Annotated in this window: 18 protein-coding genes; 8 read left to right on the top strand and 10 right to left on the bottom strand. The window is 70.6% G+C overall.

What is annotated here, in order from left to right; all coding sequences use genetic code 11:
• Nucleotides 1-207: 207 nt before the first annotated feature.
• Complete coding sequence (locus Val02_RS09725) at nucleotides 208-1,131, bottom strand: RNA polymerase sigma factor (RefSeq protein WP_239152682.1); 924 nt, start codon at nucleotides 1,129-1,131, stop codon at nucleotides 208-210.
• Between the two features lie 126 nt (nucleotides 1,132-1,257).
• On the opposite strand from Val02_RS09725, the gene Val02_RS09720 reads away from it, so the two are divergent.
• From Val02_RS09720 to Val02_RS09705, 4 genes are all read left to right on the top strand, one after another.
• On the top strand, nucleotides 1,258-2,049 hold the full coding sequence (locus Val02_RS09720; protein WP_203898621.1) for a GNAT family N-acetyltransferase: 792 nt from the start codon (nucleotides 1,258-1,260) through the stop codon (nucleotides 2,047-2,049).
• The gene (locus Val02_RS48650; protein WP_203898620.1) at nucleotides 2,046-2,264 is read left to right on the top strand and encodes a ricin-type beta-trefoil lectin domain protein; all 219 of its coding nucleotides are present in this window, start codon (nucleotides 2,046-2,048) and stop codon (nucleotides 2,262-2,264) included. Before Val02_RS09720 ends, Val02_RS48650 begins: the two co-directional genes overlap by 4 nt.
• Before the next feature lie 240 nt (nucleotides 2,265-2,504).
• Nucleotides 2,505-3,827: an amidohydrolase family protein gene (locus tag Val02_RS09710; protein WP_203898619.1), complete on the top strand. Its 1,323-nt coding sequence runs from the start codon at nucleotides 2,505-2,507 to the stop codon at nucleotides 3,825-3,827.
• A gap of 487 nt (nucleotides 3,828-4,314) precedes the next feature.
• On the top strand, nucleotides 4,315-4,944 hold the full coding sequence (locus Val02_RS09705; protein ID WP_308439990.1) for a response regulator: 630 nt from the start codon (nucleotides 4,315-4,317) through the stop codon (nucleotides 4,942-4,944).
• A gap of 271 nt (nucleotides 4,945-5,215) precedes the next feature.
• Here the strand turns inward: Val02_RS09705 and Val02_RS09700 are convergent, their stop codons facing one another.
• The 7 genes from Val02_RS09700 to Val02_RS09670 all read right to left on the bottom strand — a co-directional run bounded on the left by Val02_RS09700 (nucleotide 5,216) and on the right by Val02_RS09670 (nucleotide 14,079).
• Nucleotides 5,216-6,220 (bottom strand): sugar phosphate isomerase/epimerase family protein, encoded by a 1,005-nt coding sequence (locus Val02_RS09700; RefSeq protein ID WP_203898617.1) that lies wholly within the window; start codon nucleotides 6,218-6,220, stop codon nucleotides 5,216-5,218.
• A gap of 17 nt (nucleotides 6,221-6,237) precedes the next feature.
• Nucleotides 6,238-7,923: a ThuA domain-containing protein gene (locus Val02_RS09695; RefSeq protein WP_239152643.1), complete on the bottom strand. Its 1,686-nt coding sequence runs from the start codon at nucleotides 7,921-7,923 to the stop codon at nucleotides 6,238-6,240.
• 58 nt (nucleotides 7,924-7,981) lie between these two features.
• A complete protein-coding gene (locus Val02_RS09690; protein ID WP_203898794.1) occupies nucleotides 7,982-9,121 on the bottom strand; it encodes a Gfo/Idh/MocA family protein in 1,140 nt (379 codons plus the stop codon).
• A gap of 60 nt (nucleotides 9,122-9,181) precedes the next feature.
• Nucleotides 9,182-10,228, bottom strand: coding sequence for a substrate-binding domain-containing protein (locus Val02_RS09685; protein ID WP_203898616.1), 1,047 nt, complete (start codon nucleotides 10,226-10,228; stop codon nucleotides 9,182-9,184).
• A 67-nt stretch (nucleotides 10,229-10,295) separates the two neighbouring features.
• Nucleotides 10,296-11,360, bottom strand: a complete 1,065-nt coding sequence (locus tag Val02_RS09680) for an ABC transporter permease (RefSeq protein WP_203898615.1) — start codon at nucleotides 11,358-11,360, stop codon at nucleotides 10,296-10,298.
• Entirely contained in the window at nucleotides 11,357-12,880 is a 1,524-nt protein-coding gene (locus tag Val02_RS09675; protein ID WP_203898614.1) for a sugar ABC transporter ATP-binding protein, read from the bottom strand. Before Val02_RS09675 ends, Val02_RS09680 begins: the two co-directional genes overlap by 4 nt.
• Nucleotides 12,877-14,079, bottom strand: coding sequence for an ROK family protein (locus tag Val02_RS09670; protein ID WP_203898613.1), 1,203 nt, complete (start codon nucleotides 14,077-14,079; stop codon nucleotides 12,877-12,879). The genes Val02_RS09675 and Val02_RS09670 overlap by 4 nt, the downstream gene beginning before the upstream one ends.
• A gap of 198 nt (nucleotides 14,080-14,277) precedes the next feature.
• Between Val02_RS09670 and Val02_RS09665 the strand changes: the two genes are divergently transcribed.
• The gene (locus Val02_RS09665; RefSeq protein ID WP_203898612.1) at nucleotides 14,278-14,559 is read left to right on the top strand and encodes a sigma factor; all 282 of its coding nucleotides are present in this window, start codon (nucleotides 14,278-14,280) and stop codon (nucleotides 14,557-14,559) included.
• Between the two features lie 57 nt (nucleotides 14,560-14,616).
• Here the strand turns inward: Val02_RS09665 and Val02_RS09660 are convergent, their stop codons facing one another.
• Nucleotides 14,617-15,378: an SWIM zinc finger family protein gene (locus Val02_RS09660; RefSeq protein WP_203898611.1), complete on the bottom strand. Its 762-nt coding sequence runs from the start codon at nucleotides 15,376-15,378 to the stop codon at nucleotides 14,617-14,619.
• A complete protein-coding gene (locus tag Val02_RS09655) occupies nucleotides 15,371-18,331 on the bottom strand; it encodes a DEAD/DEAH box helicase (protein WP_203898610.1) in 2,961 nt (986 codons plus the stop codon). Before Val02_RS09655 ends, Val02_RS09660 begins: the two co-directional genes overlap by 8 nt.
• A 169-nt stretch (nucleotides 18,332-18,500) precedes the next feature.
• On the opposite strand from Val02_RS09655, the gene Val02_RS09650 reads away from it, so the two are divergent.
• From Val02_RS09650 to Val02_RS09640, 3 genes are all read left to right on the top strand, one after another.
• Nucleotides 18,501-19,610, top strand: a complete 1,110-nt coding sequence (locus tag Val02_RS09650; protein WP_203898609.1) for a hypothetical protein — start codon at nucleotides 18,501-18,503, stop codon at nucleotides 19,608-19,610.
• Between the two features lie 107 nt (nucleotides 19,611-19,717).
• Complete coding sequence (locus tag Val02_RS09645) at nucleotides 19,718-20,260, top strand: SRPBCC family protein (protein WP_203898608.1); 543 nt, start codon at nucleotides 19,718-19,720, stop codon at nucleotides 20,258-20,260.
• Nucleotides 20,257-21,432 (top strand): zinc-dependent alcohol dehydrogenase, encoded by a 1,176-nt coding sequence (locus Val02_RS09640; RefSeq protein ID WP_203898607.1) that lies wholly within the window; start codon nucleotides 20,257-20,259, stop codon nucleotides 21,430-21,432. The genes Val02_RS09645 and Val02_RS09640 overlap by 4 nt, the downstream gene beginning before the upstream one ends.
• The last annotated feature ends 17 nt before the right edge of the window (nucleotides 21,433-21,449 follow it).

Raw genomic sequence — 21,449 nt, 5'->3', positions numbered from 1 at the left:
TGCATACCGGAACTATGTATCTGACCGTTGACAGCCGACCGTCGATGCCCGGTAGGCTACGCGCGGCAAGTCGACTGTCAGTTGATTGTTCAACGGACAGTTGGGCGTCAAACGGGGGGCGCCGCCGGGTCGACCCATTTCGGGACCGGCTCGGCGGCGCGGGCGTCCGTGCTGCCGACCGATCGATTCCTCCCGGTGCGACCGCGGCTAGGAAAGTTCGACGTGCCGGTAGGAGAGCCGCAGTGTGCGCACCCGGCCGTCGTCGACCCGGAACAGCCAGGCCATCGCGGGTGGGCAATGGTCGGGGTCGTGCGGCGGATTGATGAACTCGGTCTCCCAGACCATGATGCCGCTGCTGGCCGACGCGTCCCGGTAACGCAGCCGTACGTCGGCGGTCAGCATGCGGCAGAACAGGTCGATCATGGCGGCCGGGCCGCCGAGACGGTTCCCGGACACGCTGATCAGAGCCGCCGGATCGAATCGGTCGTGGACCATCCGCTCGAACTCGTCGTCGGCGCGCAGAATCGCTTCCACGGTCGCTCGGGCTTCCGATCGGGTCGCCTCGGCGGCTGCGGCGCCGCCGGCGTAGGCGGCCTCCGTCGTCGTCCGCAGTGCCCGCTCCAGGGCCTGCCGCCCGCCCCACAGCCCTTTCCGTACCGTGCTTATCGGGACACCGCACAGTTCGGCGATTTGGGCGTAGGACGAGAAGGCGGTGAAATAGCGCAGCACCACCATCTCCCGTATCGGTATCGGGAGAGTGGCAACCGCGTGCTGTACCCAGTCCGCCGTCTCGGCGCGTTCCATGATTTTGTCCGGTCCGAGTTCGCCGCCGGTGACGAACTCGGTCATGTCGGCGACCGGTATGGTCCGCCGGGCCAGGAGCCTGCGCCGGCTGGCGTTACGCACGACAGCCCGCAGCCACGCGTCCGCGGCCGACACGTCGCGCAGCTGCGAGAACTTGGACAGCGCGATGAGGATTGCATCCTGGACCGCGTCGTCCGCCTCGTCGCCGTAACCGAGTATCGCGATCGCGACCGCCCGCAGGCCCGCCATGTGCTGACTGATCAGCACGGCCAGCGCGTCTTGATCGCCTGCCTGCGCGGCGCACGCCAATTCAAGATCCTGCACCATCACCTCGACAGCATAGGAAGGGGCGCGCGACACTTCAGCCGCCGTACGACGCGCGAGACCGCCGGCCGGTGAGCCACATCACTTCGACGGTGGGGAACTTTCTCCTTCCGCCGGTCTCTTGTGGGCATGAACTTGGAAGCCGACAAAACTTCAACCGCGGTGGCCACCCTCGGCAAGCCCGCCTCGATCCGGGCTCAGACGGCGAATCTGCGCGCGTACTGGCTCGGTTGGGGCGGTGAGATCGGCACCGACCTGCCCGTGTACCGCAGCGGTCTCCGCCATCCCCTGCTCAACGGGGTGTTGCGGGTCCAGCACCAATCGGCCGAGGCGGCTCTGGCCGAAGCCGGCCGACGGCTCGCCGGCGTTCCCTATGTGTGGTGGGTAGGTCCCGACAGCCGACCCGGACTGGCGGACGAACTCGTGGCTCTCGGCGCGAACCGGATGTCCCGCCTGCCGCTCATGGCGGTCGACCTGGCACGGGTCCCGGCCGAGGAACCCCCGCCGGGCCTGACCATCCGTCAGGTGACGAGCCGGGCCGACCTCATCGACTATGCGGATGTCTGCGCCGAGGCTTTCGCCATCCCCGACGATCAGATCGGCGGATTTGTGGAGGCCGAGGCCGCCGATCGAAGTGCGTACTCGTACAACGTCCGGTTCGTCGGCCGCGTCGCGGGACGTGCGGTCGCCACCTCGGCTCTCTCGATCAGCCATGGCGTCGCGGGGATCTACTGGGTCGCCACCCGTGCCGAGCACCGTGGTCGCGGCATCGGCCGCGCCGTCACCACGGCGGCCCTGCTGGCCGGCCGGGAGCGGGGCCTGCGCATCGGCACGCTGCAGGCGAGCGGCCTCGGTGAGCCGGTGTACCGGCGGATCGGCTTCCAGACCGTAGGGCACTGCGAGCACTTGTCACCTGCATGATGCCACTCGGTGGCAGTACCACCGATGGCACACAAATCGGCACCGGCACATGCAGCACGACCGACGCGACCCAACTCTGGACCGTCGAGTCCGGCAACATTCTGCGGAACACCGCGTCTGGTCTCTGCCTGACCGCGCCCGGCCCTAATGGGCTGTCCCCGCTCAACCTCGGCCCTTGTCCAGGAAACACCTGGGTCCTGCCCACCCGGGCCTGACCGTTAGGGGCCGGGTTTGCACCACGCAGCCCGGCCCCATCGCCGTGCCGCCGCCCGCCACACGCACCACGATCGCCGGTCCATGAAGCCACGACAGGCATTCGGTCTGCGAAGCGCCGGGAGGCACCCGTCAGCCCACTGACGCCGGCGCGAAGAGGACCGTCCGGGGATGTCAACCCTGGTCGTTGCTGACACGCCAATTGGAACATCAAGTGGTTCACGTTTTGAGGAGCGCCCAATATGCAACGGTTCCGTGCGCCTGCTGCTCTGCTCTGCGATGAGGCGTGCACAGTGGTCCGTGACGCTGTCGTCGACGTCGGCGGTGACGGCCGAATCGCCTACGTGGGGCCGTATTCCAGCGCGCCGGCAGTCGAGGGGCCCGAGCGGATGTTGTCCGGCATCCTGCTGCCCGGGCTCGTCAATACGCATGCGCATAGTGCCATGACGCTGCTCAGAGGCGTGGGCGGCGACCTGCCGCTGGATCGGTGGCTGCGAGAGGCCATGTTTCCCGCCGAGGTCCGCATGACCGCTCACGACATCTTTGACGGCACGTTGCTCGGCGCAGTCGAGATGCTTCTGCACGGCATCACCACCAGCACAGAAATGTACTTCGAGGTCGATGCGCAGGCCGAGGCGTTCCTGCAAGCCGGCGCGCGGGCGGTATTGGCCGGCGTGGTCATGGACGGTCTGCCCTCGAAGACCTGGCAGGAGATGACGGATGGCATTGGCCGCGTGATCGACGAGCGCGGCCTGCGGTACGGCGACCATGAGCGGATCGAGCTCGCTTACGGCCCGCATTCGTCCTACCTGCTGCCGTCCGAGGCGCTGTCCGAAATAGGCGCGCAGGCACGGCGCCGTGGCGCGCTGGTCCATCTGCACACCGCGGAGACGATCGGCGAGGATGCCGCCATCCGAACCACCCACGGTTCGGTGCCACGACTACTGGAGACGCTGGGCCTGACCGCCGGCCGGCTGCTGGTGGCGCACTCGGTGCACGTGGACGCGGACGACATCGCGCTATACGCCCGGCACAGCGTAGGCGTGGCGCATTGTCCCAGCTCGAACGCGAAGCTCGCGTCCGGCGTAATGCCTCTTGTCGACATGTTGCAGGCTGGCGTCCCGGTCGGTCTGGGGACCGACGGTCCAGCCAGCAATGACTCGCTAGACCTCCTTGCTGAGGCACGGACGGCCGCACTCTTCGCCCGCAGCTCCAGCCTGAACGCCGCCGCGGTGACCGCCCGGCAGGCACTCCTATTGGCGACCCGTGGCGGCGCCGCCGCGCTGGGCCGTTCCGATATCGGCGCCTTGGAGGCCGGCCGGTGGGCCGACCTGGTTCATGTCGCCGTCGACTCGCCGGCGTTCGCCACCGGCTTGGAGGTGCCTGACGAGCAACTGGTCGCCAATCTCCTCTGGGCGGCAGGCTCCCGGGGAGTGACCGATGTCTGGGTCGCGGGGCGGGTCGTCGTGTCCGACGGCGAGGCCGTACTCACCAATCGCCGCAAGGCGCAGGCCCAGGTCGGGGAGGCGGCGGCGCGGCTACGGCGAGACGTCGCTGCGGACTGATCAGGTCGACCTGGTGTGCCGCTCCCGGAGGCCGGCCGCGGAGCTGGTCTGTCAAGCGAGACGTTGCGTAAATGGATTCGTCAGTCCGCAGTCGGCAGCCGGACCGGTCGCAGGGTCGGCCACCTACCAACACGGGCTCGCAGCCTACTGCGCAACGGCCTGCCCATACGCATTCCCCGAAAGCCCTCGTTCCGGACGGTCACACTTTTATCCCAACATCGACACCAACGCTATCGAATCGCTGAACTACCGACACCGGAAGATCATCAAAAACCGGCGCCCTTCCCGACGGACGACGCCGTCATCAAGCTGCGCCGGCTAACCATCCGCGACATCGAAGACCGAGTTACGCACCCCGTTGAAGGTCGTCGAGGACGGCAAATAGCTAACTTCTTGTGTCGTCCGCCGGGAACGTCGTCCGGTGCGGCTCGGCGCAGCGGCTCCAGCGGTGTCCGTAGCCCGGGGCAGCGAATGCCCGTCACCGTCTATGTATCGACATGGAGCACATTGCAATGCGCCCGATAAGGAAAATGTTGGCGGCGGATCGTTTTGCGGAGTTCCCCACAGCAAATCGTGCCGGGACAGATCCGGGTCGAGCATCGGCTTCCCAACTTCCGCGGGACGGCTGTGCCCACCGACGCGGTGCGGCCGCACCTCGATGGACGACCGGAGTCGGTCCCACCGCCCGAGCCCGGTACGCCGTTCCGCAGGACGGTGCCCGCATGATCCGGTACTCGTCGTCAGCGAGCGCCCGGCGGCACGACAGTGGCTACGGATGTTTGTCGACCTGCATGGCGACATCACGGTCGTGGGTGAGGCACGTGAGGGATCCGGGGCGGCCAAGGTCGCTGCCGCGACGCGGCCCGACGTGGTGCTGCTCCATCTCCGTGGGCCCGACGCGGACAGCCTTGCCGCGCTACGCGACGTGCTCGGGTCGACGCCCGCCACGCGTGTACTCGTCGTGGTCGACGGCGCCGACGCGCACACCCTGCTGCCGGCACTACGCGCCGGTACGACGAGCTATGTCCACAACCGCATCGATCCGCTGACAATTGCCGCCGCCATCCGTGGCGTCCACAGTGGACAGACGGTGGTGGTGGCCGACGTCGACGGGTAACCCGGCGAGGACGAAGAGATGCCGACCTACGACGGCAGGGCGCAAGCGTCGGGTTCGGCATCGACCGCGGCGGCCCAAACAACAGCCTCCAGACGGCGAGCGTTTCCGCCGGACCGGCGCCCCCGAACAACACGGAGCAACGGGCCGACAGCAATTCCGCCCGGTGACCACCAGTTGCCGCAGGCCGCCCGTCCGATCGAATCGGGCGGGCGGCCTGCGTGGTGCGGACTGATCCGGCGGGGCGGCCACCCGCCCACTGAGGGTTGCCTCTTCAGCTGCTGCTGAAGGCCGCGTCGAAGGCGGCCGACGGGGGCTCGAAGAGCTGGCTGCGGACGAACTTGATCGCCTCCGGCGCGCCCACCAGGCGGTCCATCCCGGCGTCCTCCCACTCGATGGAGATGGGCCCGTCGTAGCCGATCGCGTTCAGCGCGCGGAAGCAGTCCTCCCACGGCACGTCGCCGCGCCCGGTCGAGACGAAGTCCCAGCCCCGCCGCAGGTCCGCCCACGGCAGGTGGGACGCCATCCGCCCGCGCCGGCCGTCGCCGGTGCGCACCTTCGCGTCCTTGCAGTCCACGTGGTAGATGCGGTCGGCGAAGTCGAAGATGAAGTTCACCGGGTCCAGGTCCTGCCACACGAAGTGCGACGGGTCCCAGTTCAGGCCGAACGCCGGCCGCCGGCCGATCGCGTCGAGCGTCCGCTGGGCGGTGTAGTAGTCGTAGGCGATCTCACTCGGGTGCACCTCGTGCGCGAAGCGCACCCCCACCTCGTCGAACACGTCGAGGATCGGGTTCCACCGCTCGGCGAAGTCGGCGTACCCGCGGTCGATCATCTCGGTCGGCACCGGCGGGAACATGGCCACCGTGTGCCAGATCGACGAGCCGGTGAAGCCGACGACGGTGCGCACCCCGAGGCGGGCCGCCGCGCGCGCGGTATCCTTCATCTCCTGCGCCGCCCGCTGCCGAACGCCCTCCGCCTCGCCGTCGCCCCACAGCCGCGCCGGCAGGATGCCCTTGTGGCGTTCGTCGATCGGGTGGTCGCACACCGCCTGCCCGACGAGGTGGTTGGAGATGGCGTACACGTGCAGGTTGTGCTTGGCCAGCGTCTCCAGCTTCCGGTCCACGTAGGACTCGTCCGCCAGGGCCTTGTCGACCTCGAAGTGATCACCCCAGCAGGCGATCTCCAGGCCGTCGTAGCCCCACTCGGAGGCGAGCCGGCAGACCTCCTCGAACGGCAGGTCGGCCCACTGGCCGGTGAACAACGTGATCGGTCGGGCCATGGGTGCTCCTCTTGTTGCTAGACGGTGGGGGAGGTCCAGAGCTGGTGCGGGCCGGCGGTGCAGTCGAGGATCCGCACCGGGGTGCCGTTGCGGGTGGTGCCGGGCAGCACGCTCAGGCAGCGGCCGGACGCGGGGTTCTTCAGGGTGCCGTCGGCCTGGCGGACCCAGTGCTGCGGGCCGTTGTCATCGCATGCGGCGAGCGTGACCCGGGCACCGTTGGCGGTGACGGGTGCGGCCAGGCACTTGCCGTCGACCCGCAACGTCTGCCCTTGGGCGCTCCAGCGCTGGCTCGTGTTTGCGTTGCAGGACCAGAGTTGCACGGCCGTGTCCGTGCCGTCGAGGCAGCGGCCGCCCACGCCGAGGATCGGGCCGCCGGTCTGCGGCGGGGTCAGTTCCTTGATGCGGATGTCGCGGAACGCCACCTCGTCGCCGTCGCCGTGGTTCTGGATGCCGATGTGGCCGGCCAGGCCGCGCGCCGGGTCGGTGTTGGTGAAGTCGTTGATCCGGATGCCGTTCAGGAACACCTGGAGGCGCTCGCCCTCGACCAGCAGCTCGAACGTGTTCCACTGGCCCGGCGGGTTGAGCGCCGCGTCGCGGGCCGCCGTGTCGGGCCCCTTGAAGCTGTACACGGCTCCGGTGGTGCGGTCGGGTGCGTCGGTCGCGTCGATCTGGATCTCGTAGCCGTTGTTCACCGCCGACCACGGATCGTCCGACGGCGGGAAGCCCACGAAGATGCCGGAGTTGTCGTCGCCGGCCAGCCGCCAGTCCGCCTTCAGCGAGTAGGAGGAGAACTGCCGGGCGTCGTACCAGAGCATCCCCATCCCGCCGAACGACGTGAGCGTGTTGTCGGCGTTGCTGAAGCCGCCCGGGCCCGCCTGCGACCAGCCCGTGGTCGAACCGTCGTAAAGGGCGGTGTAGCCGTTCTCCGGGCGGCAGTCGGCCTGCTTGGAGCCGGCGGCCCACTGGATGCCACCGAGCAGGACCTGACGCAGGGCCGGATCGGCGTACGACTCGTTCGTGTGGCCGAAGCCGGTGTAGAACGAGCGGCCGCCGGCGATGTTCTGGCACCACATGATGGGGTGGTCGCCCATGCCGCCGCCCGAGTAGGAACTCTCGTCGAGCGAGGCGAGGACGTGGACGTTCGCGCGCGGGTTGGCGCGGAAGCTGTACCACTCGTCGGTGCGGGTCCACTGTGGACCGAGGTGTGCCGTGGCCGGATGGGCCCGGTCCTCGACCACCACCCGGGCCGGCTGGATGGCCGGGTGCCGCTGGAAGTAGGCGCCCACCAGGTTTCCGTAGAACGGCCAGTCGTACTCGGTGTCGGCGGCGGCGTGGATGCCCACGTAGCCCTTGCCGGAGCCGATGAACGCCTCGAACGCGGCCTGCTGGGTCGCGTTCAGCACGTCCCCGGTGGTGCTGAGAAAGACGACGGTGTCGAAGCGGTCCAGATTGGCCGGCGTGAACGCGCCCGCGTCCTCGGTGGCCTCGACGGTGAAGTTGTTGGCGGCGCCCAGGTCGCGGATCGCCTGGATGCCGGTCGGGATGGAGTCGTGGCGGAACCCGGCCGTCTTCGAGAAGACCAGCACGGCGGCGGGGTCGTCCTGTCGCTGCGGGAGCGGATCGGCGCACGCGGCGGTGGCGCCGGCAAACGTGGTCACCAGCGCGGTCAGAATCACCGCCGCCCGTCCCATTGCGTTCGTCATCGTATGCCTCCCCAGGCTCGGGTGCCCCGCTGATGGCGGTCAGCGGGGGTGCACCCCTCTACACGTCGGTCCAGCCGGAGCCGGAAGCGCTGCTGCGCTCCACGGCGTCGAGCACCCGCTGGACCTGGAACGCGTCCGCGAAGGACGGCTCCGGGTCCTTCCCCGTGGCGACCGCCTCGACGAAGTCGCGCATCTGGTGGGTGAACGAGTGCTCGTAACCCAGCCCGTGCCCGGGCGGCCACCAGGCGGCCACGTAGGGGTGGTCGGGCTCGGTGACGAGGATGCGCGTGAAGCCCTGTTCCGCACCGGGTCCGGTGCCGTCGTAGAACTCCAGTTCGTTCAGCCGCTCGAGGTCGAAGACCGCCGAGCCCTTGGAGCCGTTGAGCTCCACCCGCAGGCCGTTCTTGCGTCCGGTGGCGAAGCGGGACGCCTCGTACGTCGCCACCGCGCCGCCGGAGAGCCGCGCGATGAACAGCGCCGCGTCGTCGACCGTCACCGTGCCCGTCTCGGCCCCGCCCGACGCCGACAGGCCGCTGGAGGCGCTGGGCAGCGGGCGTTCCTTGATGAACGTCTCGGTGAGCGCGGAGACCCCGGTGACCGCCTGCCCGGTGACGTACTGGGTCAGGTCGACGATGTGCGCGCCGATGTCGCCGAGCGCACCCGAGCCGGCCTTGTCCTTCTGCAGCCGCCACACCAGCGGGAACTCGGGATCGACGATCCAGTCCTGCAGGTACACCGCCCGCACGTGGCGGATGGTGCCGAGCCGGCCGCCGGCCACCAGCTGGCGCAGGTAGGAGACGGCCGGCACGCGCCGGTAGTTGTACCCGCACATCGAACGGACACCGCCGGCCCGCGCCGCCTCGGCGGCCGCCACCATCGAGCGGGCCTCCTCGACGGTGTTGGCCAGCGGCTTCTCGCAGATCACGTGCTTGCCGGCCGCGAGTGCGGCGATCGCGATCTCGCAGTGGCTGTCGCCCGGCGTGCAGATGTCGATGACGTCGATGTCGTCGGACGCCACCAGTTCCCGCCAGTCGGTGACCGCCCGCTCCCAGCCGAGCCGGCTGGCGGCGGCGCGCACGTTGGACTCGTCGCGGCCGCAGACGGCGGTCAGCCGTGCCCGTAACGGCAGGTCGAACACGCGGTTCACGGTGCGCCACGCCTGTGAGTGCGCGGCGCCCATGAAGGCGTAGCCGACCATGCCGACACGCAGTTCACCGCTTGCGTCCACGTAGGACTCCTCTCGATGTGGGGCTTGCTTCTAGGAGCGGAAGCCCAGCGGCATGTACTTGTCGACGTTCTCCTTGGTGATCGTCTCCGACTGGAGCACGACCAGCTTGGGAACCTGGAGTTCGACCAGGTCCTCCAGGCCCTTGCCCTGCGCGACCAGGCGGGCCAGGGAGATGGCCGACGAGGCCATCGTCGGGCTGTAGGTGACGGTCGCCTTGAGCGGCGAGTCGTCCCGCTTGATGATCTCCATGGCGTCGAGCGAACCGGCGCCGCCGACCATGTAGAACTCGCTGCGGTTGGCCTGCTTGATGGCCGCGAGCACGCCGACGCCCTGGTCGTCGTCGTGGTTCCAGAGCGCGTCGATCTTCGGGGCGGCCTGCAGGAGGTTGGTGGTGACCTCCTGGCCGCTCTGCACAGTGAACTTCGCGGCGACCCGGTTGCTGACCTTCAGGCCGAACGTGGCGAGCGCGTCCTTGAAGCCCTTCGACCGGTCCTGGGTCAGCGGCAGTTCGTCGATGCCGGCGATCTCGGCGATGACGGCGTTCGGGTTGCCCTTGAGCTTCTGGCCGATCAGCGTGCCGGCGGCGACGCCCATGCCGTAGTTGTCGCCCTTGATCAGCGTGCGGTACGCCAGCGGCTCGGAGAACTCGCGGTCCAGGTTGATGACCGGGATGCCGGCCTCCATCGCCTTGCGGCCGGTGGCGGTCATCTGCGCGCCGTCGTGCGGGAGCAGCACGATGACGTCGGGCTTCTGCTGGATCAGCGTCTCCAGGGCGGCCCGCTGCTCGGGGACGTCCTTGCCGGCGGCCACCGCGTTGAACGTCACGTCGGTGTACTTGCCGGCCTGTGCCTTGGCGTTGTTGGTGATGGCGGCGATCCAGCCGTGGTCCGCGGCGGGTGCCGAGAAGCCGATGGTGACCTTCTTGCCGGGTTCGGCGTTGTTGCCGCCGACCTTGGTCTGGCTCTCGGCCTGCTTGTCGTCTTCACCGGTGTCGTTGGACGTGCAGGCGGAGAGCAGAACTCCGGCGCCGACGGCCGTGCCTCCGAACAGGATTCCACGACGGGACAAGTTACTCATTTCGGGCCTCCGAGGGGTGTGCTCGGTCGGAGTCTGGGTGGGATACGACCGAGGTTGGGAGTGGGAGTTATGTAGCTGACTTACGCAACTGCGGCAGCGAGCCGATCCGGAACTGCTGCAGCAGCACGGCGCCGACGATGATGGCGCCCTTCACGATGAGCTGGTACTCCTGCTCGAGGTTGTTGACGATGAAGAGATTCGTGATGCCCTTGAAGACCAGGACACCGAGGATCGCGCCGACGATGGAGCCGCGGCCGCCGGCGAGGGCGGTGCCGCCGATGATGGCCGCCGCGATGGCGTCCAGTTCGTAGAGGTCGCCATGGTCGGGGGCGCCCGCGGTCGCCTGCGCCACCACCATCACCGCGCCGATCCCGCAGCAGATGCCGGACAGCACGTACAGGGCGACGGTGTGCCGGCGCAGGTTGATGCCGGCGAGGCGGGCCGCCTCGGGGTTGCCGCCGACGGCGAACGTGCGCCGGCCGAACGTGGTGCGGTTCAACAGGACCCAGCCGACGGCGGCCACGACGAGCAGCATCCACACCAGGATCGGGATGCCGAGGATGCGGTTCTCGGCGATGTCGGTGATGCCGACGTTCTCGATGTTGACCCGCTGGGTGCGCTTGCCGGAGATGAGCTGCGCGAGCCCGCGGGCCGCGACGAGCATCGCCAGCGTCGCGATGAACGCCACCACCCGCCCGTACGCGATGAGGAACCCGTTGACCAGCCCCGCGATCGCGCCCACCAGAATCGCCGTGAACACCATGCCGGCCGGCCCGAACGCCTGCGTCGCCTGGGTCGTGCACCACACGCTCGTCAGCGCCACCAGCGCGCCCACGGACAGGTCGATCCCGCCCCCGATGATGACGAACGTCATCCCGACGGCGATCACGCCGATCGCGGCCGACTGCTGGAGCACAATGAGTTCGTTGTTCCACAGCCCTTCGCCGCTCAGGAAGATGCGCGGCACCGTGATGGCGCCCACCACCCAGATGGCGAGCAGCACGCCCACCAGTCCGAGGTTGCGACGCACCGGCTCGGTGGCGTCGTCGGTCCAGAACGATCCCTTACGCGGGGCGTCGGTGCCGTGCGGCTCCGGGGGCGCCTCGCTCGCGGGCTTTGCCAGATCCGTCATGCGACCGGGCTCCCCTCCAGCAGCGACCCCGCCATGACGAGGTCGAGAACGGTGTGTTCGTCAAGCTCGTGCGCGGCGGCCTGGCGGACGATCCGGCCCTCGCGCATCACCACCACCCGGTCGGCGAGACCGAGCACCTCGGGTACTTCACTGGAGACCATCAGCACGCCGACGCCGCTGTCGGCGAGGTCCCGGATGACGCGGTACAACTCGGCGCGGGCGCCCACGTCGACGCCGCGCGTCGGCTCGTCCAGCAGCAGCAGGCGGGTGCCGCCGAGCAGCCAGCGCCCGACGACGACCTTCTGCTGGTTGCCGCCGGAGAGCGTGCGCACGACCCGGCGGGTGTCGCGCGGGCGCAGCTCCAGGCGTTCGGCCATCTCGTCGGCGGCGCGCCGCTCACCGGCCGCGTCCGTGAAGCCGGCCTTCGCGAAGCGGCCGAACGTCGCGAGCGTCATGTTGCGGAACACCGGTTCGCCGAGGACGAGCGCCTGGCTCTTGCGTTCCTCCGGGGCCATGCCGAGCCCGGCGCGCACGGCCGAGGGCACACTGCCCGCGCGCAGCTTCCGGCCCTCGATGGTCACCGTGCCGGCGTGCGCGCGGCGCGCCCCGAAGATCGTCTCCAGGACCTCGGAACGGCCCGAGCCGACGAGGCCGGTGATGCCGACGATCTCTCCACTGTGGACGGTCAGGTCGACGTCGGTGAACTCCCCGGCCCGCTTGAGGCCGCGCACCTCCAGCAGCGGCTTGCGCTCGGGCACGGCGTCCGGCCGCGGCGGGAACACGTACTCGATGGTGCGGCCGGTCATCCGGGCCACCAGCTCGTTGGTGGGCGTCGTCTTGGCGTCGAGGTTGGCCGCGGTCGTGCGACCGTCCTTGAGAACGGTGACGCGGTCGCCGATCTCGCGGATCTCCTCCAGGCGGTGGGAGATGTAGACGACGGCGATGCCCCGCGCGGTGAGCCCGCGGATCACCCGGAACAGGTTCTCCACCTCGTCATGGGCGAGCACGGCGCTGGGCTCGTCCATGACGATCATCCGGGCCTCCCGGGACAGCGCGCGGCCCATGCTGACCACCTGCTTGGCGGCGGCCGGCAGCTTGGCGACCTCGCGTCGCACGGGGATCTCCGGATGACCGAGCGAGGCGAGAATCTCGCTCGCGCGGCGGCGCACCTGGCCCCGGCGCACGAATCCGACGGTGCGCGGCTCGTGCCCGAGGAAGATGTTGTCGGCGACCGAGAGCCCGTCGACGAGGTCGAGCTCCTGGTAGATGGTGGCGATCCCGGCCTTCATCGCCGCCTGGGGGTCGCTGAAGGAGACCGGCTCGCCGCCCCACAGCACCTCGCCGCCGTCCGGGCGGTGGACGCCCGCGAGGACCTTGATGAGCGTGGACTTCCCGGCGCCGTTCTGGCCGAGGAGGCAGTGCACCTCCCCCGCCGCCACCTCCAGGTGGACCCCGTCCAGGGCTTTTACTCCGGGGAACGTCTTAACGACGTCGGTCAGTCGCAGCAGTGTCTCGGTCATGACGGTTGTCCATAGGCGACTTCACTGGCCAGCACGGCGGCTCCTACCACTCCCGCACGGGAACCGAGTTCGGACAGGACGACGGGAAGATTTCCCGTGGCTAAAGGCAGCGACCGGTGATAGACCACGCTGCGGATCTCGGCCAGTAAAATGTGCCCGAGCCCGGCCAGCCCACCCCCGATCACGATCATCGACGGGTTGATGAAGCTGACCAGTCCGGCGAGCACACCACCCACGCGACGGCCGCCGTCGCGGATGAGCCGGATGCAGGTCACGTCCCCCTCGGCGGCCCCGTCGGCGACGTCCCGCGCGGTGACGGAACCGTTGGCGCGCAACCGTTCGGCCAGTGCCGGCGAGGTGCCCGCCTTGGCGGCGGCGGTGGCGTCGCGGGCCAGTGCGGCCCCGCCGAAGAGCGCCTCCAGGCAGCCGACGTTGCCGCACGAGCACACCGGCCCGTGGCCGTCGACCTGGATGTGCCCGATGTCGCCGGCCGAACCGTCGGTGCCCCGGTACATCTCGCCGCCGAGCTGGATGCCGCAGCCGATGCCGGTACCGATCTTGATGAACAGCAGGTTGTCGACCGAGGTGGCCACGCCGCCGTAGCGTTCGCCGACGCACATGATGTTGACGTCGTTGTCGACCACCACCGGGCAGCCGTGCTCACGGGCGAGGATCTCGCGAACGGGAAAGCGGTCCCAGCCGGGCATGATCGGCGGCGACACCGGAACGCCGTCCCGGAAGCTCACCGGTCCCGGCACGCCGATGCCGATGGCGGCCAGCCGCTCGTACACGCCCTCCGCGTGGAACTTGGACAGGATCTCGTTGACCTGTTGCAGTATGGCTCTCGGCCCGGACCTGATGTCGGCCGTGACGGCCTGGGCGGCGACCGGTTCGAGCCGGCCGTCGGTGATCTCGACGTTGATCGACGTGGCGCCCAGGTCGACGGCGGCGAAGCGCAGGCTCGGCGCGAGCGTGACGAGGGTCGAACGCCGCCCGCCCCGGCTCGCGGCCGGACCCGCCTCCTGGACCAGCTCCTCCTGGAGCAGCGCGTCGAGGTCGGCGAGCAGCCGCGGACGGGGGACCTGGAGCCGGTCGGCCAGCTCGGCACGCGACAGCGCGCCCCGGTCACGCAGCAGGCGGAGCAGTCGGGTGCGGGTCGATCCCCCGATATCTCCGAAATCGCCCGTACCGGCTGCCATGGCACCACCTCGTGAAGAGCTGGGGAGTTACCGCACTGTGACTGGGGCAACACCCTCGATACGCGGGAACTCTAGGGGCTTCCGCTTCGCTCGTAAAGACATTCGGATCACCTCATCGTAACTTTTGTTGATCTGAGCAAAAGTGGCACACCAACATCGACTCAGCGCCGCTTCAGCGCGGTTCCCTACGGTCGAGCCGTGGGGGACAACGTCGATGCGCGCCTGCGGGCCCAACTGGCGGCCGGCTCGGCGACCGCGCTCAACGAGGTGTACGACCGGCACGCCGCCGCGGTCCACGGGCTGGCCCTGCGGATCACCGGGGACAGCCGCGAATCGGCCGCGATCACCCGGGACGTCTTCGTGGAGCTGTGGGAGCACCCGTACCGGTACGACGCCGGCGTCGGCACGCTGCGCGGCTGGCTGTGCGTGCGGGCGCACCGGCGGGCGATCGACCACGTGCGGCTGCGCGGCTGCGCCTGAGCGGGACCGGCCTGAAATGTGCAGGGTGGTGCGGACCCGGCCGGGCCGGCGGCCGGGTCAGGTCGACGGCGGGCGGGACAGCTCGCGGTAGGCCGCGGTGAGCAGGTCGGTCACGTCGAAGCGGCCGGCCGTCAGGCCGAGCGGGTCGAGCTGCTCCAGCAGGGCGTCCGGGCGGCGGACCGACCCGGGCACGGCTGCCGGCGGTGGGCTCATCCGCGGGCCGGCCGTCCAGAAGTCCGCCGGTTCCTCGGGCGCGCTCTCCTGCCTCGCGGCACCCGCCAGCACGTGGCCGATCGCCGAGACGCGGTGCGCGCGCAGGTTGTCGAGCAGTTCCTCGCGGCCCCGGCCGCGCCAGGCCAGGATGCCGAACGGGTCCGCGTCGAACGACTCCGCCAGCACGTAGCAGGTCGCGGTCACATGGCCGCACGGCTTGTGCCAGGCGTCGCAGGAGCAGTCCAGCGCGATCTCGGACAGGTCCGCGGGGAACAGCGACAGGCCGAAGCCCGCGAGGAGCCCGTCGAGATCCCCGGGCAGGTGGCCGGCGAGCAGCTCCGCGGCGTGGATGGCCTCCGCGGCGAGCGCGCGTTCGACGCGGTGCCAGTCCGCTGCCGAGAACGCCCGCACCGCGATGCGGGCCCGGTAGGTCTCGCCGTCGTCGTCCACCACGAGCCCGGTCACGACGCTCGTCGAGATCGCGAGCGACCGGACCCGCCCGCCCCGCGCGTATCGCCTCCCCTGTTGGAACTGCGTCGGCATGCGCAGCGCCTCCAGCATGCCGAGGAACTGTTCGCTCCACTGTGGACGGTGTGCCCTACTCACCGACCGCCTCCGGGGAGAGTTTCACGAGGTCCATCAGGTCCTGGGTGGACAGGCCGGTCAGCCAGCCCTCGCCGGAGCCGACGGCCACGCCGGCGAGCGTGCGCTTGTCGGCCATGAGCCCCTCGATGCGTTCCTCGACGGTGCCGAGGCAGGTGAACGTGTGCACCTGGACGTCGCGTTGCTGGCCGATGCGGTACGCGCGGTCGGTGGCCTGCGCCTCGACGGCCGGGTTCCACCAGCGGTCCAGGTGCACGACGTGCGTGGCGGCCGTCAGGTTGAGCCCGGTGCCGCCCGCCTTCAACGACAGCAGCAGCACATCCGGCCCGGTTCCGTCCTGGAAGCGGGCCACCATCGCGTCGCGCGCACCCTTGGGCGTGCCGCCGTGCAGGAACGCCGTCCCGGTCCCCAGCCGCGCGGCCAGATACGGCTGGAGCATCCGCCCGAAGGCCGCGAACTGGGTGAACACCAGCGCGCGGTCGCCGTCGGCCAGGGCGTTGGCCAGGATCTCCTCCAGCCGGTCGAGCTTGCCCGAACGGCCGGCGAGCGGCGTTCCGTCGCCCAGCAGGTGCGCCGGATGGTTGCAGACCTGCTTCAGCTTCGTCATCGCCGACAGCACGACGCCCTTGTGCCGGGCCGACGAGTTGTACTCCCGCAGCTTCCCGACCATCTCGTCCACCACCGCCTGGTACAGCGTCGCCTGTTCGAGGGTGAGGTTGCACCACTGGCGGCGTTCGAACTTCGCGGGCAGGTCGGCGATCACCGCGCGGTCGGTCTTCACCCGCCGCAACAGGAACGGGCGCGTGACGCGGCGCAGCCGGGCGGCGGCGTCGGGGTCGTTGAAGCGTTCGATCGGCACGGAGTAGCGCGCGCGGAACGTGCTCGCCGGGCCGAGCAGCCCGGGGTTGAGAAAGTCGGCGATCGACCACAGCTCGGTGAGCCTGTTCTCCACCGGCGTGCCGGTGAGCGCGATGCGGTGCCGGGCCGGGAAGCGGCGCACGGCGCGGGCCGTGGCGGCGGTGGCGTTCTTGACGTGCTGTGCCTCGTCGAGCACGACGCGGTCCCACTCGATCCCGGCGAACAGGTCGGCGTCGCGCATCGCGAGTTGGTAGGTGCTGAGCACCAGGTCCACGTCGCCCGGCGGCCGGCGATCCGCGCCGTGGTGCGTGTGCACCGTCAGGGACGGCGTGAAGCGGGCGATCTCGCGCCGCCAGTTCCCCAGAACGGAAAGGGGGCACACGATCAGCGTCGGGGGGCGCGGACCCCGGCTGCGCGACAACGCCTCCAATGCCAGGACCTGCACGGTCTTGCCGAGCCCCATGTCGTCGGCGAGCAGCGCCCCGACGCCGAGCCGGTCCAGGAACGCCAACCACGACAGCCCGCGCACCTGGTACGGCCGCAGCGTGGCGGTGAGCGAGGCCGGCGGGTCGAGCAGCTCCAGCGACTCGTGCGCCCGACCGGTCAGCAGGTCGGCGAGCCAGCCCGTGCCGTCCACGCCGGTGACCGGCAGCGGCAGCGTCTCCTCGGGGATCAGCCGCACCAGCCGCATCGCCTCGCCGGCCGAGATCTCCCCGGAGCCACCCCGCGCCAGGAACGCCAACCCGGCGCGCAGGCGCTCGCGGTCGAGGTGCACCCAGCGGCCGCGCAGCCGCACCAGCGGCACCTTCGCGCGGGACAGCTCGGCGAGGTCGGCCTCGCTGAGGAACTCGTCGCCGATCGCGAGGCCCCAGCGGTACTGCACGATCGCCTTGCGGTCGACGGTGCGGTCGCGCAGCACCGGGTCGGCCGGCTGTCCACTGTGGACGGTAAGGGTGAGGCCGAGCTCCTGGCGACGCTGCCAGCGCGCGGGCAGCAGCACGCCGAAGCCCGCCTCCTCCAGCACCGCGGCATGCGTCAGGAACCGGTACGCGCCGGCCGTGTCCAGCCGCATCCGCGCCGGGTGCGCGACGTGCAACGCGTCGCCGAGGTCCGGATACAGGCGGTGCGCCCGGCCCAGGTCGGCGAGCAGCACCTCCTGCGGGTAGTCGACCCAGCGCATGAGCGGCGAGGCGGAGTCGCGCCACACCTCCTCGGCCGGCACCAGCAGGCTCGGCTCGTCGACCGGCTGCACGAGGAACTCCAGCAGCCACCCACCCTGCTCCTCACCCGGGAACTCGTCCACATAGGACAGCCGGAAGCAGGTGCGCACCGGCGCCTGCCGGCCGCTGTCGGCCCAGCGGTCCAGGTGGGCGCGCAGCGCCGCGAACTCGTGCGGCCCGCGCAGCACCGGGTCGTCGCCGGTCAGCCCGGCCAGCCAGGTCGGCACGATCCCGGCGCCGGGCCGGTCGAGCAGCGGTCGCCTCAGCCGGGCCCGCACGAGCCCGTCGACGGCGTGGTCGACGGCGGCCGCCAGCACCGCCTCGGCGGGCCGCTCCGGGGTCGCCGCGCACACGACGCCCGGCACGGAGCGCCGCAGCTCCTCGAACCGCTCCGCGTCCTGCCCGGTGCGCACCCCGCGCCACCCCGCGCGGAACTCCCCCGGCCCGTCTCCGGGGATGACGGCGGGCAGCACGCGCCCGCGCCGCACCAGGTCCTCGGCGTACCAGGTCAGGTCGGCGAGCAGCCCCACCGACGACCCGGCCCGCACCTCGACCTCCCCGACACAGGCGGCGACGAGGTCCTCGAGGTCGGCGCCCGGCGGCAGGTACCCGACGGGCACGCTCCACGGCAGCACCCGCCGCACCCCGCGCCCCGGCGCCCGCAGGCCCGACTCCGGCGACGGTTCCGGTGCCGAGCCCACCGACGGCAGGTGCAGCACGGCCGTGCCCGGCTCCCCCGGCAGCGGCGGCGCCACCGCGAACGGATGCGGCTCGGCCCGCCGTCCGCTGCGGCGCCGCCCGGCCGGACCGCGCGGACCGGCCTCCGCCCAGCAGGCGAGGCGCCCGCCTGCGGCGACGAACCCGTGCACGACGATCACCGCTCGACCCTAGCGCCGGCCCCGGGCGGCCCCGGATGGACGTGCCGGTCTTCCGCCCGGCGGTACTGGGCGGCACTGGGCGGTAGTGGTCCGGTGCATCGAGGTATGGATGCGCCCAATCGGGGAAGGTCCGGGCGGATGTCCCCGAGCTGTCCGGTGAGGAGTTCCGATGACCCGTGGTGAACAGCACCGGCCGGAGATCGTTGTCGGCGTGGTGGCGACCCCGCCGGACCATCCGGCGCAGGCGGCGGCGCGGCTCACCGCCGACCTGGCCGGCCGGCTCACGGAGCGCGTGGACCGGGACGTGCGGTGGCGTGTCCGGCAGGGCTGGGGCGAGGTGGCCCCGCGCCGCGACGGCGGCGTCGAGGCGCTCCTGGACGACACCGCCCGGCGCCGCACCGACGAACGCTGGGACGTCGCGATCTGCCTGACCGACCTGCCGCTGCACACCGAGCGGATTCCGCTGGTCGCGCGGAGCTCGGCCCGGCGCCGGGTGGCGGTGGTGTCGCTGCCCGCGTTGGGACTGGGTCAACTGCGGGCGGTCCGCACGGCCGTGCCGGACCTGGTCGACCGGCTGCTCACCGACGGGTCCGACGACCGGGGAGCCCGACCCGGTCAGGCGCAGACCGGGCGGTCGAGCCGGGTCGCGGCCGTCCACCGGGTGGTCGGCGACGGCGACCCGGGGGAACTGCACTATGTGGCGTCGCGGCTGATCGGCCGGATACGGCTGTTGACCGGCATGGTCCGGGCCAACCGCCCCGGGCGTGCCCTGCTGGGCCTGTCCAAGCTGCTGGTCGGCGCGTTCGGCACGGCCGCGATCGGACTCGCCAACTCCAGTGTCTGGCAGCTGTCCGAAGGGCTCGACCCGCTCCGGCTCACCGTGATCATGCTGATCGCGCTGATCGGGTTGGTGACGTGGCTGATCGTCGCGCACGACCTGTGGGAGAAACCGGATCGGGATACCCCGGCGGAACTGGCCCGGCTCTTCAACTGGGGCACGACCGTCACTCTCGCCCTGGCCACGGCGGTGTCCTACCTGCTGCTGTTCGCCGGAACGGGGCTCGCCGCGGCGCTGCTGATCGACCCGTCCGTGCTGGAGAAGGTCGTGCAGCGGCCGGTCGACATCGCCGACTACCTGACCCTGGCGTGGCTCATCAGCTCGCTGGCCACCGTCGGCGGCGCCATCGGCTCCGGTCTGGAGGACGAGGAAACAGTGCGTGCCGCCGCCTACGGCCACCACCCGGAACCCGACGGCTGGCGGGACGAGAAAGACGGGTAGCGCCCCGCGTCCCGTTTAGACGCTTTACGCACGGGCAGAGCCGACTGCGATCAGCACCCGCTTCTCCGCTCCGGGCCGGGGCGGTGCGGGCCAGGTCAGGAGGATCCATGGAGCTGACAGCCGTTACAACGATTCGCAAACCAGCGCCGGAGGTCTACGCGTTCTGGCGCGATCTGGAGAATCTTCCGACGTTCATGGCGCATCTCGAGGCGGTCCGCGCCACCGGTGACCGCACGAGCCACTGGGTCGCCGGCGCCCCGTTCGGCCAGAACGTCGAGTGGGACGCCGAGATCGTCGACGAGACACCCGCCGAGAAGATCGGGTGGCGCTCGACCGGGAAGGCCGACGTGCCCAACGCCGGCACGGTCCGGTTCGTGCCCGCGCCGGACGGCGTCAGCACCGAGGTGCACGTCGTGCTGACGTACGAGATCCCGGGCGGCACGCTCGGCAAGGCGGTCGCGAAGTACTTCGGTGAGGAGCCGCACCAGCAGCTCGACGACGACCTGCGCCGGCTCAAGCAGGTGCTGGAGGCGGGTGAGGTGGTCCGGTCCGACGGCGCCCCGTGGGGCAAGCGGGCCCGCGCGGAGTTCCCGCAGCGCCCGGCGCAGCCGCTGTCGGACGACGAACTGGCGAAGGGAGCCGACCGATGAGGGCGAACACCTGGGCGGGTCGGAACAAGGTCGAGGTCCGTGACGTTCCGGACCCGAAGATCCTGAACAGCCGCGACGCCATCGTCCGGATCACCTCCACGGCGATCTGCGGCTCGGATCTGCATCTCGTCGACGGCTACGTGCCGACGATGCAGGACGGCGACGTCATGGGCCACGAGTTCATGGGCGAGGTGATCGAGGTCGGCCCCAGCGTGTCCGCGGAGCGGCTGCGGGTCGGGGACCGGGTGGTCGTGCCGTTCCCGATCGCGTGCGGTGCCTGTGCCGCCTGCGCCGCCGAGCTCTACTCCTGCTGCGAGAACTCCAACCCGAACGCCGGGATCGCCGAGAAGATGTTCGGCCACCCGGTCGCCGGGATCTTCGGCTACTCGCATCTGACCGGTGGCTTCGCCGGCGGTCAGGCACAGTACGCGCGGGTGCCGTTCGCCGACGTCGGCCCGTTGAAGATCGAGTCCGAGCTGACCGACGAGCAGGTGCTGTTCCTCTCCGACATCCTGCCCACCGGCTACATGGGCGCCGAGATGTGCGACATCCGGCCCACCGACGTGGTGGCGGTGTGGGGCGCCGGGCCGGTCGGCCAGTTCGCCATGGACAGCGCCCGGGTCCTCGGCGCCGCGCAGGTCATCGCCATCGACAAGGAGCCCTACCGGCTGCGGATGGCCGCGGAGGCCGGACACACGCCGGTGAACTTCGAGGAGGTCGACGTGCGGTCCCGGCTGCTGGAACTGACCGGTGGACGCGGACCGGACAAGTGCATCGACGCGGTCGGCATGGAGGCCAGCCACGGCAGTGCGCACATCCACGCGTACGACCGGATCAAGCAGGCCGTCCGATCGGAGACCGAACGCCCGCACGCGCTGCGCCAGGCGATCCTCTCGTGCCGCAGCGGCGGCGTGGTCTCCGTCATCGGCGTGTACGGCGGCTTCCTCGACAAGTTCCCCGCCGGCGCCTGGATGAACCGGTCGCTGACCCTGCGCACCGGCCAGTGCCACGTGCAGCGCTACATGAAGCCGCTGCTGGAACGCATCGAGCGCGGCGAGTTCGACCCGACCCGCATCATCACCCACACCCTGCCGCTCGACGAGGCCGAACGCGGCTTCGAGATGTTCAAGAACAAGCAGGACAACTGCGAGAAGGTCGTCCTGAAGCCATGACCGACGACCGCGATCGC

This window comes from Virgisporangium aliadipatigenens, from assembly GCF_016863615.1.
Lineage (GTDB): Bacteria > Actinomycetota > Actinomycetes > Mycobacteriales > Micromonosporaceae > Virgisporangium > Virgisporangium aliadipatigenens.
This window is presented reverse-complemented; position numbering and strand designations above follow the sequence as displayed.

What these genes read in the sequence shown, in the direction of transcription:
- Val02_RS09650 (WP_203898609.1), top strand. Translation starts at nt 18,501, where the DNA reads ATGACCCGTGGTGAACAGCACCGGCCGGAGATCGTTGTCGGCGTGGTG.
- Val02_RS48650 (WP_203898620.1), top strand. Translation starts at nt 2,046, where the DNA reads ATGATGCCACTCGGTGGCAGTACCACCGATGGCACACAAATCGGCACC.
- Val02_RS09640 (WP_203898607.1), top strand. Translation starts at nt 20,257, where the DNA reads ATGAGGGCGAACACCTGGGCGGGTCGGAACAAGGTCGAGGTCCGTGAC.
- Val02_RS09680 (WP_203898615.1), bottom strand. Translation starts at nt 11,360, where the DNA reads ATGACGGATCTGGCAAAGCCCGCGAGCGAGGCGCCCCCGGAGCCGCAC.
- Val02_RS09645 (WP_203898608.1), top strand. Translation starts at nt 19,718, where the DNA reads ATGGAGCTGACAGCCGTTACAACGATTCGCAAACCAGCGCCGGAGGTC.
- Val02_RS09685 (WP_203898616.1), bottom strand. Translation starts at nt 10,228, where the DNA reads ATGAGTAACTTGTCCCGTCGTGGAATCCTGTTCGGAGGCACGGCCGTC.
- Val02_RS09700 (WP_203898617.1), bottom strand. Translation starts at nt 6,220, where the DNA reads ATGGCCCGACCGATCACGTTGTTCACCGGCCAGTGGGCCGACCTGCCG.
- Val02_RS09695 (WP_239152643.1), bottom strand. Translation starts at nt 7,923, where the DNA reads ATGACGAACGCAATGGGACGGGCGGCGGTGATTCTGACCGCGCTGGTG.
- Val02_RS09720 (WP_203898621.1), top strand. Translation starts at nt 1,258, where the DNA reads ATGAACTTGGAAGCCGACAAAACTTCAACCGCGGTGGCCACCCTCGGC.
- Val02_RS09675 (WP_203898614.1), bottom strand. Translation starts at nt 12,880, where the DNA reads ATGACCGAGACACTGCTGCGACTGACCGACGTCGTTAAGACGTTCCCC.
- Val02_RS09725 (WP_239152682.1), bottom strand. Translation starts at nt 1,131, where the DNA reads ATGGTGCAGGATCTTGAATTGGCGTGCGCCGCGCAGGCAGGCGATCAA.
- Val02_RS09710 (WP_203898619.1), top strand. Translation starts at nt 2,505, where the DNA reads ATGCAACGGTTCCGTGCGCCTGCTGCTCTGCTCTGCGATGAGGCGTGC.
- Val02_RS09705 (WP_308439990.1), top strand. Translation starts at nt 4,315, where the DNA reads ATGTATCGACATGGAGCACATTGCAATGCGCCCGATAAGGAAAATGTT.
- Val02_RS09670 (WP_203898613.1), bottom strand. Translation starts at nt 14,079, where the DNA reads ATGGCAGCCGGTACGGGCGATTTCGGAGATATCGGGGGATCGACCCGC.
- Val02_RS09690 (WP_203898794.1), bottom strand. Translation starts at nt 9,121, where the DNA reads ATGGTCGGCTACGCCTTCATGGGCGCCGCGCACTCACAGGCGTGGCGC.